The following is a 12,498-nucleotide window of genomic DNA, read 5'->3' on the forward strand; positions in this document are numbered from 1 at the left end:
GCGCTCGTGCATCGCCTTCTCAAGGCGAGCCTGTTCTTTTGCCTGCTGCTGGCCGGTACGGCCTCCGCCGACACCCTCGCCGGCAACTGGCGTGAGGCCCGGCCGGACGATGTTCCCGCCGAGGTACTCCGCGAAGCGGAGAATCGCCCACTGGCCGCCTTCGATCCGTCGCGCATGCAGGTCTTCCCGAACTCGCCCTCCGGCACCTGGGTCATCCTGCGCACGCTGCCTCCCTGGACCAGCGGCAACCGCGTGCTGAGTATCCGCACGCCCGGCCTGGGCACGGTCACGCTGTACGACGAACACGGCCGGGTCGCCGGCACCTCGCTCGAGGACTTCGGCCCGGCTTTGCATGGCCACGGGCGGCTGATCTTCGAGATACCCGCTTCGACTCCCGCATCGCGTCCCCTGCTGCTCCGGTTCGAACCGACGACGATGCCACCGGGCGCAGTGACCATGACCGTCGAGCCCTGGCGCGACTACCTGCGTGAGGACGGTGGCTGGGTGGTCTTCGCCACGGCCTGCTTCGCCGTCATGATGACCATGGCGCTGATGGCACTGTGTTTCGCGCTCATCCTTCGCGACATGACCTTCGGCTGGTACGTGGCCTACCTGCTCTGCTATGCGCTGATCCAGGGCCTGAAGTCCGGGTATGTGTTCCATCCCCTGGAGATCCAGTCGCTGGCCGGGCTCGCCGATACCCTGGGCGCAGCGGCAACGGCCCTCTCGGTCTCCTTCGCCGCGCTGTTCATGCTGCGCTTCGCCAAGGTCGACGACTACGTGCCCTTGATGCGCATTCCCGTGCTCGCCTTTGCCATCGGCATGCCGGTATTGACGGTGCTACGTGCCACGGGCATTGGCGTCTTGGTCGACACCTCCCAACTCCTGCTGCAGCCGCTCCTGTTGCTGGGCGCACTGGTGCTGCTGGTCACCGGCGCCACCGCCGCGCTGCGCGGGTCACGCCATGCCTGGTTCTTCCTGATCGGCTGGACCCCACTCCTGATCCTCACCGCGCTGTGCGGCGCCCAACAACAGGGGATGCTTGCCGGCGCGCCCTGGTTGCCGGACGCGGCCATCGCGATCGGTGCGTTCGAAGCCGTGGTTCTCTCCATCGGCTTGTCCGACCGGGCGCTCACCATTCGGCACGATCGCGACCGGGCGCGCCAGCTCGCCGATAGTGACCCTCTCACCGGCGTGCTCAACCGTCGCGCGTGGACCGATGCGGCCTTGCAGGTGCTCGAGCAGGGCATGTCGCGTCCCATCGCCCTGCTCTTCCTCGACCTCGACCACTTCAAGTCGCTCAATGACTGCTACGGACACGCGACGGGCGACCGCGCGCTTGTCGCGGTGGCCGCCGCCCTGCGTGACGAGCTACGGCCCACCGACCTCCTCGGGCGCTTCGGCGGCGAGGAATTCGTCGCCTTGCTTCAGGGCGTGGAAAAGGAGAATGCGGTTCAGATCGCCACGCGCCTGTGCCGGCGCGTGCATCGTCTGGACGTCCATACGGGACAGGCACAGGCCGACGACCTGCTGACAGTATCGATCGGCGTGGCGATGCGCTCACCGGCGGACACGGTGCAGTCGCTGACCGAACGGGCGGACACGGCGATGTACGCCGCCAAGTTGAGCGGACGTAACCAGGTGGTCTGCTCGGGGCCCTCAGGGCCCGCCCTGGTCCGGCGTAACGAGGTCAAGTTGCGATAGGCGCCAGTTCCGCGGCGGCGGCGGCGATATCGTCGTCGCCGGGCAGGACCAGGAAGGCGGCACCCGCGAGCGGCGTAAAGGTATCCGCTCCAACCACGCGTCGCAGCGGCAGGTGTCCCAGACCGCCCTCGACAATGGCGGTGATCACGCCTTCCCCGACACCGGCGCTCTTACGACCCTCGTCGACAACGAGGACGCGCTTCGCACCTGCCGCCTGCGCAGCGATAAAACCATCGTTAAGCGGCACCAGCCAGCGCAGGTCGACAACGCGCACCTTCCAGCCATGCGCCGCCTCGATGCGCTTCGCTGCACGCAGGCTCATCGGCACACCATTGCCGAAGGTGAAAATGACAAGGTCGTCGGCGCCTTCGTTGTAAACGCGTCCCTCGCCCAACGGCATCGCTTCGCCCTCGGCAGGGTAGGCAAACTGCCACTGACCATCGCCAGGCTCGTACAGATCCTTGGTCATGTAGAGCGCGATCGGCTCGAAGAACGCAGTGACGCGCCCATCCACCTTGGCCAGTGCCGACAGCGTGCGCAGCATGGTCGCCGCATCGTCGCCACGGCTCGGGCAACCGACGACAAGACCGGGAATGTCGCGCAGCGCGGCGATGGAGTTGTCGTTGTGGAAGTGACCACCGAAGCCGCGCTGGTAGCCGAGCGAGGCTACGCGCATAAGCATCGGGTTGCGGTACTGGTCGTTGGAGAAGAACTGCAGCGATGCCGCTTCGCCACGAATCTGGTCACAGGCGTTGTGGAAGTAAGCGAGGTACTGGATCTCGGGCAACGGCAGCATGCCCATGTTCGCGTAACCCTGGGCAAGGCCGAGGATCATGGTTTCATCGAGCAGTGTGTTGAAGACGCGCGCGTTGCGGAACGCCTTGTGCAGGCCCTTCGTCACCGTATACACGCCACCCTTCTGTGCGACGTCTTCACCGAAGAGCAGGCTCTCCGGGTACTTCGCCATGAGGTCGTGCAGTGCCTGACCGATCTGGATGGCAAGGTGCCGCGGCGGCTGCTTCTCGGGCAGCTTGTCGACGCCACCGAAAACACGCTCGCGCTCGGTGGCAGGGGCCGGACGCTCGGCTTCCGCGCGAACGGCAGCGGGTGTATACGGCGCCAGCGGTTGCATCACCTCGGCGAGCGTGGTGATACGCGGCCGGCGGTCCGCCTCCTCGGCGGCTTCGAAGCAACGCTTACGCGTGTCGTTATAAAGATTGAGCAGGCTATCGCGATCGTACAGGCCGGAGGCCAGCGCAATGGCCGCGCTACGCAGCAGCGGATCGGTAGATTCCAGCGCGACCAGCTCCTCGATCGAACGCCATTCGATCTCGAAGTCGGTACCGGCGTGACCCATCACGCGCGTCGTGCCCAGATGCAGGAAGGTGGGGCGGCGCGTGCGACGGCAATGTTCGACGGCTTTCTGCACGTCGGCATAGCCGCCGGCGAGGTCGAGGCCGTCCGCGTAGAAATAATCGAGGTCCGGGCGGTGACGGAAGTTGTTCGCCACCCAGCCGCCCGGCGTCTTCACCGAGATGCCGATGCCGTTGTCTTCGCAGACAAAAAGCACGGGCGCGGGTAGCTTCTGGTACGCCGTCCATGCGGCTGCGTTAAAGGCAGTCTGCGCCGTGGCATGGTTGGACGAGGCGTCGCCGAATGAACAGATGGCGATCGAATCGGCAGGAATCGGAAGGGTGTGCGCGATGCGACGCGCCTGCTCGATGGCGACGGCCGTGCCCAGCGCCTTGGGCAGATGCGAGGCAATCGTCGAGGTCTGCGGCAGCACCCATAACGGCTTACTACCCCACACTTTGTGACGCCCACCAGAAGCCGGATCATCCTTGCTTGCAGCGAACGAGAGTGCGGAATCCATCACCGGATCCATGCCCGGTAGCTTGCGGAAGCGCTCGGCCATGAAACCGCCGCTGCGGTAGTGCAGGAAGGCGGGATCGGTATGGCGCGTCAGTCGCGCCACCATGGCGTTGCCCTCGTGGCCCGACGAACCGATCGTATAGAAGACCTTGTTCTGCACGCGAAGCACGCGCGCCATGAGATCCAGGTGGCGGCTGATCAGCTGCGATTCGAACAGTTCGCGGAATCCGCGCGCGTCGAGGGCGCTGCCCGGCAGCACGGGTTCGTCATCCCCCGGTGCCCGGCCCACATCGCCCTGCCAGAACTGCACGAACTCGACGAAGTTCTGGTCGACGATCTCGGCGCGGTTGAAGCCCTTGTGGCGGGCGGGGATGGGATGCGGGACGGACATGGGGGAGACTCGAAAAGAGGTAAGAAGCGTTCCTGGGTCAGCGCGTCGGCGCTGACGGCCTGACCCAGAGGTTCATGAGATAGCCATCGTCGCCGCCGACCGGATCGGTGGTCGGCGTCGGCAGGTTAAGAATGCGCTCGAGAGCGGCGGGCCGCTCATCCGCCTCGCCCCGAAGAATGTCGTAGTTTTCCTGTCCCGGCGGGTAGGCACCCACGACAAGGAAATCGTCGCTGGCCTTGAGACAGCAGTGCGCCGTACCTGCAGGCAGCACGAGAACGTCACCCTTGTCCACGGTAACTTCGCGGCCGCCGGGTCCACCGAGCATCAGCGTCGCAGTGCCCGATGCGACGCCCAATGCTTCGTGCGCGGTCGAATGGTAATGGTGATAGTCGAAGACGCCACCCCGCCAGAGGGGGACCCATTCGCAGATGTCGAACACGGCTTCCACCATGTGCGCATCCAGGTCGATGTCGGGAATGACGGCGACGTAGTGGAGCACGGGGAAGTCCGGGTGATTCGGAAACCCTGCCGTCGTCCGAGAAGTGGTCGAGAAAAGGCTGACCCCTCAGCATGGGTGACATACGACGCTCCTCAGAACGCGTTGATACCAGTCAGCTCGCGGCCCACCACCAGCTGATGCACGGTTTCCGTGCCTTCGTAGGTGATGACCGATTCCAGGTTCAGCGCATGGCGGATAGCCGAATGCTCGGTGGTGATGCCCGCGCCGCCGAGAATGTCGCGGCAGTCGCGTGCGATGTCCAGCGCCATGCGCACGTTGTTCCACTTGGCCAGGGAGACCTGGGTCGGCTGGAGCTTACCCGCATCCTTCAGGCGACCGAGCTGAAGCGACAGCAGCTGTGCCGTGGTGATGCGACGGGCCATGTCGGCCAGACGAATCTGCACGGCCTGGTTGGCCGCCAGCGGACGACCGAACAGAATGCGCTGTTCGGCATAGTCGAGCACTTCCTTCAGGCAGGCCTGCGCGGCGCCGATCGGACCCCAGGTGATGCCGTAGCGTGCCTGATTGAGGCAGCCGAGCGGGCCCTTCAGGCCCTTCACGTTCGGCAGGCGTGCGCTATCGGGAACGCGCACGTCGTCGAAGAACAGCGCGGACGTGACCGAGGCGCGCAGGCTCATCTTTTTGTGCACTTCCTGCGCAGCGAAACCCTTGGTGTCGGTCGGCACGACAAAGCCCTGGATGCCGTCGTCGGTCTGTGCCCAGACGATGGCGATGTGCGCCAGGTTGCCGTTGGTGATCCACATCTTGGCGCCGTTGATCACCCAATCGCCGCCGTCCTTGCGCGCCACCGTTTTCATGTTGGCCGGATCGGAGCCGCCGTGCGGTTCGGTCAGGCCGAAGCAGCCGATCACTTCGCCGGCCGCCATGCGCGGCAGGTACTCGCGCTTCTGTTCTTCCGAGCCGTAGGCGAAGATCGGATACATGCACAGCGAGCTCTGCACGGAGGCGAAGCTGCGCAGGCCGGAATCGCCGCGCTCGAGCTCCTGGCAGATCAGGCCATAGCTGACGGCATTCATGCCGGCGCAACCATATTCTTCGGGTAGCGTGGCGCCCAGCAGGCCGAGTGAGGCGATCTCGGGCACCAGTTCAGCCGGGAAGCGCGCCTGGTCGAAGGCGTCGCCGATCATCGGCAGCACCTTTTCGTCCACGAAACGGCCGACGGTATCCTGGACCATGCGCTCCTCATCGGTGAGCAGGGAGCGGACGTCGTAGAGATCGAGGGGGTCGAGACGCTGGGCCATGCGGGTACTCGTAAGTCGGCTACGGGAAAGCCTTCGATTGTAGCCCTGCCCCCTCTCCCGGTCATGCCGGGCCGCAACATTCAGTGTTCCGGCGCCGCCACGGCGCGGAACCCATAGGCCGGTAGCCGTTCCTGCGCCGCCGGCGACATGGCGTAGAGCGCGAACCGGAACGAGGCCGCGCGCCGTGCGGGATCGCCCTCGCGCAGGACCACGCTCATGCCGTAATCGACTGGCAGAGACAGGTTGGCGGGCACCTCGACCTTGCTGAGGTCCGGATCGGGCGTGGCATCGTGTGAGCTGCAATAGCCGAAGAACACATCCACGACGTGGTGCTGCAGGAAATACTTTGCCGCGCCGACATTGCCGGGAATGGTTGGTGCGACCGGGCCTCCTACCAGCTTCTTCGCCTTCGCCTCCAGATTGGCGCGTGCTCCGGCGCGCACGGTCTCCGCACGGGCGAAGAACTGCCACGCGTAGTCCCCACCGGGGTCGGCCCCCGGGGTGGACGTGCCGATGCGCACACCGGGGGCGAGCAGGCGGTCGAGCAGGTTCGCGCTGGTCATACCCGCATCCGGCAGCGTCTGCACGCAAAGCGCGTTACGCGCGAAGACCACAGGCGAGGTGGCCTTGCCTTCGGCGGCGAGCTTTTCCGGGTGCTCCATGTTGGCGGAAATGTAGACATCGGCCGCCTCGCCCTTCTCGATGCGCTCGCGCAGGAGACCGGCAGGACCATTGACGATACGAACCGCTTCGCCGGTCGCCGCCGTGTACTGTTTCGCGATGTCCGCCAGCGCACCGGTAAGGCTGCCAGCGGCGTAGACGGTGAGCGGTGAGGTCGTCGACGCGGCGACCGGAGACGGTGGCGCCGCGAGCGCCGGGAAGGCTGCGGCCAGACAGGTGACGACGACCCAGGCCATCGTCTTCATAGCAGGTCCACCTGCACCGACGCTCGCACGGTGCGCGGCGCGCCCAACGTCGCCGTGGCACTGCCGGCAGCGTTGTATCCGTTCTGTCCCGCAGGCGTAACGTTGGCCCAGTAACGCCTGTCGGTCGCGTTGTCGAGCGCGAGCCGGAACGTCACGGGGTACGTGTGGATGCGCGTCTGGAAGCGTCCGCCGATGTCGGCCACGGTGTATCCCTTTACGTAATAGCTATTGAGGTAGTCCCCGGCACGGCGGCCGGCGTGATTCACGTTGAGCGTCAGTGTCAGGCCTGGAACCCAAGGCATTCTGTACTCGATAAGCGAGTTGTAGACGACGCGCGCCAGACCAAGGATCTGCTTGTCACTGGTGGTCGTCGAACCCGTGCGATAGAGGCGTGGATCAAGCAGCGAGACACCCGTGAAAACCGTTACGTCGCGCCCGATATCGCCGTTCGCCGTCAGTTCGATACCACGGTTCACCTGTCGACCCTGCTGGGCGAAAACATTGTCGGCACCCACGTAGGCGTAAGGGCGTTCGATCCGATACAGCGCCGCGCCCAGGTCGATCGGTCCGACACGTGCCTTGTAGCCCGCCTCCCACTCCTTGCTGCGATAGGGCGAAAGGCTTTGATTGACATTGGCCGTACCGGCGGGCGCGATATCGCCTTGCTGCAGGCTATCCGCATACGTGACGTACGCCATCTGCGTCGGCACTGGCTTGAACATCACGCTGCCGGTGGGGCTGATGCCGTGGGCATCGTACGAACTCGTGGTCGCCCCCTGGCGGTTGTAGTTGCGCACGTACAGCCAGCTGTCGCTGGCGGCAACCAGGGCCGACCAGTGCTCGTTGAAGCCAACGGTGTCGCCGATCGAGACCGATTGCTGCTTCGTGTTCATCGACTTGTAGCGCTGCGAAAAGTCCGGCAATCCGGGCTTCGCGAAAGACACCGGGCTGTCGAGGCTGGCACGACCTACCGTCACCGGGCCCGTCGTGAGCGGCGTGTAGCGGCTCCAGTAGAAACCGTTGTTCGCGATGAGAAGGTCATGGGTAAGCGGCCCGGTATCCACGCGACCATTCAGCGCCAGCATGTTGCTGACGATCATGTCGTAGCTGTACGTGGTCGTCGCCGCAGTGGTCGTGTAATCGCCCGCGTTGTCCGTAAGCGTATTGGTAGGAACCGTTGAACGCCGGTCGTTGCTCTCTTTCAATACGCCGGCGCGAAACGTCCAGCGATCGTTGAAGGCGGTGCGCAGACGCGAACTGACGATCCGGGTGATGTTGTCGTCACCGCCCCAGGTCTGGCCATAACCGGCGCGCTTCGGGTCTGGTGCGGAAGGCAGGACAACGCCTTTCCCTAGCGCAAACGTGCCAGGGAAGCCGGTCGAGGTGTAGTGGTAGTAGCTCGCATCGTTCTCGAGCACCGTGTGCTCACCGAGACGGGCGTCGAAACCGACGCTCCCCAGGCGACGGGCGAGCCGACTGCCCTCCACGTAGCCCGGTCCGTTCTGATCGAGCACGTTCACCCGGTAACCGAAGCGGTCGTCCACTCCGAAACGGCCGCCTAGGTCGGCATGCCCCAGCGCCGATCCGCGCGAGTTGTAACGCACGTCGAACTCTCGCAGGGGCGCGTCGGTGGGGCGCTTGAAGATGTAGTTGAAGGTGCCTGCCGGACTGGCGGGACCGTACAGCGCGCCGGCAAGACCATTCAGCACCTCGATCTGCTCAAACTGTTCGATCGGGTAATCCGTCGTGGCGGCGATGTTCAGGCCATCGATACGGGTGTTCTGGACGACGCCAGCCTGAAGCCCGCGGCTCTGAGGCCGCACGTTCTCGCCCTGCACCGTCGGCAGGAAGCGAAAGGCCTCGCGCACGCTCTGCAACTGCTGATTGCGGGCCAGGTCGTTATTCACCGCCTGCACCGAATAGGGCGTATCCAGCGGAGCGCGGTCGCCCAGCGGGCCCATACCGACCTTTTCGGTCTTGTAGGAGGCCTGGCCGGCCTCGACCGTGTATCCCTCGAGGTCCGTTTTCGGCGTCGCGTCCTGGGCGAACCCCGGCGAGGCCACGCAGAGGAACGAAAGCGACAGTAGGCGGCGCGGCCGGAAACGCATGTCTCACCCCTAGAAAGCGATATATACGCTACTTTATATCGCAGTCTCGAACCATTCTTTACCGTTCGTGACCTCCTGACGCGCCAGAAGATGCAAACGTTTGCATAATGGGGCTGTCCCCGCCTGCTGGATTCCTCATGCTTAAAGGCGTCCTTCTCGGCTTCGCTTGCTACGCCGCTTACGCGTGGAGCGACGCCTTCGTAAAGTCCCTCGAGGGCTCGCTACCGCCTTATGAGGCGGTGTTCTTCGGTGCTGTCATGGCAATGACGGCCTTTCCCTTCCTGAAGAAGCCGGAAGACCGCTGGAGCGAGATTGTCATATCGAAGATGCCGGGCCTTTGGCTATTGCGCGCGATGGCGGGCGCCATCGGCAATGTCACCGCCGTGATGGCCTTTACCGCCCTGCCGATGGCCGAAGCTTTCTCGCTGATCTTCCTGCTGCCGATCTTCGTCACCATCCTCTCGGTGATTTTCCTGCGCGAGCAAGTGGGCTGGCGACGCTGGTCCGCCGTCATTGTCGGGTTCATCGGCGTGCTGGTCGTCCTTCGTCCGGGCTTTCGCCATCTCACGACAGGGCACGTGGCGGCGATCATCTGCGGCATCACCGGCGCCTTGTCGATCATCGCCCTGCGTATGGCCGGGGCGCATGAGAAGAGGATCACCCTCTACGGCGCCGGCGTGGTCGGTCCGATGATCGCTGGCTTCGTGATGATGCTGCCGCACTTCGTGTGGCCAGATGGCCACCAGTGGTTCCTGCTGCTCGGCTACGGCTTACTCGCTGCCGCCGGTGCCGTCTTGCTCATGCTGGCTACACAGAACGCACCCGCCGCGCGCGTCGCGCCCACCCAGTACAGCCAGATGCTCTGGGCCATCCTGTTTGGCTACCTGATCTTCCACGACCACCTGGATTGGCCCATGCTGATCGGCATCGTGCTGATTCTTGGTGCTGGCCTGTTCACCTTCGTGCGCGAGAAGGAGAAGACCGATTGGTGGCGGTGGACGAATATCGTCTAAGAGCAACGTTTTCGGTAATCAGTCATTTTTCTCATGACGCTTCGGTGATCTGCCGACACCCTTCTGGTTCGTCTGGCCAGATCGCAGGAAGCTCGCGTGGGAATCCATTGGAATGCCGGTCTTATGCGATGGAAGCCGCATAAGGACAAGGACGGCCGAACGTACCCGCTTCACCATCTTCATCCATTCCGGTACGACCTCACACTGCCGGACCAACCCGGCCGTCCTGAAACGTGCATTACTGTCCACGTCGGCTTCGGAATGCATTGTTTTACCCGACGTATCGAGGACGGCTGCTGCCCCCACGACAGGTACGAGGATGAGCGGGAGGCTCGAACGTTCGACCGCGATCGGCATGCCCTGTCCATGCTTCTACCGGACATAGCAAGAACGCTCCAAGGCCGCAGGTGCGCATTCGCTCGCGACGAGAACTTCCTCACCTTGGACGTTCTTTCCACTCAGGGAGTGTCGGTGCGTTACGGGGTGTTCTTCAATTTGAAGCGATGGACACGCCATGGCAATCGGGCAGTGCTTTTGGTGGTCCAGAGCGCTTACAGCCTTGACGCCGGAAAGCCAACGCCAGCACGCGGAGCCATTGGCTTCAACGCACTGCTCGGTCATACGCTTCGGGGAACCAAACCAAAACAGCCCGCTTGAAAAAGCGAAAGCCCCGCAAGCGGGGCTTCGTAGTCCGGATCCTGTTGCCTCCGCGCTGGGCGGAACCACGTGTGGCAGGAGACGCTGGCCAAAGGCCACCGGCTGTGGCGTCCCACGCAGGATATCACGACGACACTAGCTGTTGGAAACCCCGTGCGGCACGTGTCCGGTAGCCACGTGCCGCCGCGCCGACTCCACGTTAGCCGGGGAATCGTCGAAGAAGATATCGGCGCCAAAGGCGTCCAGGAACGGGCCCTTGTCGCGGCCACCCAGGAAGAGCGCCTCGTCGATGCGTACGCCCCAACGGCGAAGCGTAAGAATGACGCGCTTATGCGCAGGCGCCGAGCGGGCGGTCACCAGGGCTGTGCGGATGGGCGAGGTTTCTGCCGGGAATGCCGCCTGCAAACGGTGCAGCGCCGAAAGGAACCCGCGGAACGGGCCACCTGAGAGAGGCTCCGCCCAGAGTTCGGATTCGCTGCGATGGAATGCATCGAGCCCCTGTTCTTTCGACACCCGCTCACCTTCGTCGCCGAAGATCACCGCGTCGCCGTCGAAGGCGATGCGCAGCTGTTCACTGGAACGCTGCGGTGCCGTGGACGGCAGGATGGTCGCCGCGGCGACACCGGCGCGGAGGGCGCGACCCACGTCTTCCGCGTTGGCGGAAAGAAACAGGTCGGCACGGAACGGCGCGATGTAGTCGGAGGTCGGCGCACCGCTGGTAAAAGCGGCACGCGAAATGTTGAGTTTGTAATGCTGGATGGCATTGAAGATGCGCAGACCGGTATCGCCGGAGTTCCGCGACAGCAGGATCACCTCCACCGGCGGCACGTCACCGGACAAGGCGTTCAGACCGAGCAGCTTCTGCACCAGCGGGAAAGCCACCCCGGGAGTCAGGAGCTCATTCTCGCGTTCAATCTGGTATGAGCGATAAGCGTCGAGGCCATCGCGTTCGAACAGTTCGTGGCCGTCTTCCATGTTGAACAGCGCTCGCGACGAAATGGCCACGACCAGGCGGTTGTCGTGCACAGAGGCATCGGCGTGGGCGGTCTGGGTCTCGTTGTCGGGGGCGTTCATCGGGGCGGTGTCCGTGCTGCGTGTCTGGACACCATCCTAATGCACCGGGCCGCTCCTTGTAGGAGCCGATTCATCGGCGATCCCGCGGCAGCGGGCCAGGATACGGCTAGCACCCAATCGCCGAAGAATCGGCTCCTACAAACGCAGGGTATCCGGCTATAGGGCGAACTGCTCGTCGAGGATACGCTGCTGCAGGTTGTGTTCGGGGTCGAAGAGCAGACGAACGGCGTTGCGGCGGGATTGCTTTACCTCGACCTTGCGAACGTCCCGCACCTCGTGGAAGTCCGCCGTGGCGCTGATCGGACGCTTGTTCGGATCCTTGGTTTCGAAACCTACCCGAGTGGCGTGCGGGAGAATGGCGCCACGCCAGCGGCGCGGGCGGAAGGGACTGATCGGCGTCAGCGCGAGCACATTCGCGTCGAGCGGCAGGATCGGGCCGTGGGCGGACAGGTTGTACGCGGTGGAACCGGCGGGAGTGCTGACCAGGATGCCGTCGCAGACCAGCTCGTCGAGCTTGACCTCACCGTTGAGGCTCACGCGCATGTGCGCGGCCTGGTTGCTCTGGCGCAACATGGCTACTTCGTTGAAGGCAAGCGCACGGTGTTCGGCGCCGTCGCAGCAGGTGCTGTGCATCTCCAGTGGGTGCAAGACAGCGGGATGCGCGCGCTCGATGCGCTCGGCAAGGGCGTCGAGATCGTGCTGATTCATGAGGAAACCGAGCCGGCCCAGCTTCATGCCGTAAAACGGCACGCCAAGCGTTCGGTAAGTGTGCAGCGTGCGCAGCATGAAGCCGTCGCCGCCGAGCGACACGATGATCTCGGCGTCCCCGGGTTCCACACTGCCGTAACGCTTCACCAGGGCGGTGCGCGCACGTTGGGCGACGTCGGTTTCGCTGGCGACAAAGGCTAGGCGCATGGATGTCGGCTTGAAAGGACCAGCGGGGAGCTTAGTCCTTCGGGCGGGAGAACGGCTAGGTGGCAAGAGGTGTCGCT

The 12,498-nt window shown here is 64.3% G+C and carries 9 protein-coding genes; 2 read left to right on the forward strand and 7 right to left on the reverse strand.

Annotation, left to right across the window (positions count from 1 at the left end; translation table 11 throughout):
- Nucleotides 1–6 precede the first annotated feature (6 nt).
- Entirely contained in the window at nucleotides 7–1,704 is a 1,698-nt protein-coding gene (locus tag HB634_RS10290; RefSeq protein ID WP_345777480.1) for a diguanylate cyclase, read from the forward strand.
- Here HB634_RS10290 and HB634_RS10295 read toward each other — a convergent pair.
- From HB634_RS10295 to HB634_RS10315, 5 genes are all read right to left on the reverse strand, one after another.
- On the reverse strand, nucleotides 1,691–3,967 hold the full coding sequence (locus tag HB634_RS10295) for a thiamine pyrophosphate-dependent enzyme (protein WP_213948503.1): 2,277 nt from the start codon (nucleotides 3,965–3,967) through the stop codon (nucleotides 1,691–1,693). The genes HB634_RS10290 and HB634_RS10295 overlap by 14 nt on opposite strands.
- Nucleotides 3,968–4,004: 37 nt before the next feature.
- On the reverse strand, nucleotides 4,005–4,466 hold the full coding sequence (locus tag HB634_RS10300) for a cupin domain-containing protein (protein ID WP_345777481.1): 462 nt from the start codon (nucleotides 4,464–4,466) through the stop codon (nucleotides 4,005–4,007).
- A gap of 92 nt (nucleotides 4,467–4,558) precedes the next feature.
- Nucleotides 4,559–5,728 (reverse strand): acyl-CoA dehydrogenase family protein, encoded by a 1,170-nt coding sequence (locus HB634_RS10305; protein ID WP_213948504.1) that lies wholly within the window; start codon nucleotides 5,726–5,728, stop codon nucleotides 4,559–4,561.
- 80 nt (nucleotides 5,729–5,808) lie between these two features.
- Nucleotides 5,809–6,654, reverse strand: coding sequence for a molybdate ABC transporter substrate-binding protein (gene modA, locus HB634_RS10310; protein ID WP_213948505.1), 846 nt, complete (start codon nucleotides 6,652–6,654; stop codon nucleotides 5,809–5,811).
- The gene (locus HB634_RS10315; protein WP_213948506.1) at nucleotides 6,651–8,762 is read right to left on the reverse strand and encodes a TonB-dependent siderophore receptor; all 2,112 of its coding nucleotides are present in this window, start codon (nucleotides 8,760–8,762) and stop codon (nucleotides 6,651–6,653) included. Before HB634_RS10315 ends, modA begins: the two co-directional genes overlap by 4 nt.
- 137 nt (nucleotides 8,763–8,899) lie before the next feature.
- Between HB634_RS10315 and HB634_RS10320 the strand changes: the two genes are divergently transcribed.
- Nucleotides 8,900–9,775, forward strand: a complete 876-nt coding sequence (locus tag HB634_RS10320) for a DMT family transporter (protein ID WP_063573418.1) — start codon at nucleotides 8,900–8,902, stop codon at nucleotides 9,773–9,775.
- Nucleotides 9,776–10,567: 792 nt separating this feature from the next.
- Here HB634_RS10320 and HB634_RS10325 read toward each other — a convergent pair.
- Complete coding sequence (locus HB634_RS10325; RefSeq protein ID WP_213948507.1) at nucleotides 10,568–11,506, reverse strand: 5'-nucleotidase; 939 nt, start codon at nucleotides 11,504–11,506, stop codon at nucleotides 10,568–10,570.
- Between the two features lie 156 nt (nucleotides 11,507–11,662).
- Nucleotides 11,663–12,421 (reverse strand): NAD kinase, encoded by a 759-nt coding sequence (locus HB634_RS10330; protein ID WP_063572055.1) that lies wholly within the window; start codon nucleotides 12,419–12,421, stop codon nucleotides 11,663–11,665.
- Nucleotides 12,422–12,498: the final 77 nt, after the last annotated feature.

It is taken from the genome of Luteibacter sp. dw_328 (assembly GCF_018449605.1).
In the GTDB taxonomy this organism is placed as follows: Bacteria; Pseudomonadota; Gammaproteobacteria; order Xanthomonadales; family Rhodanobacteraceae; genus Luteibacter.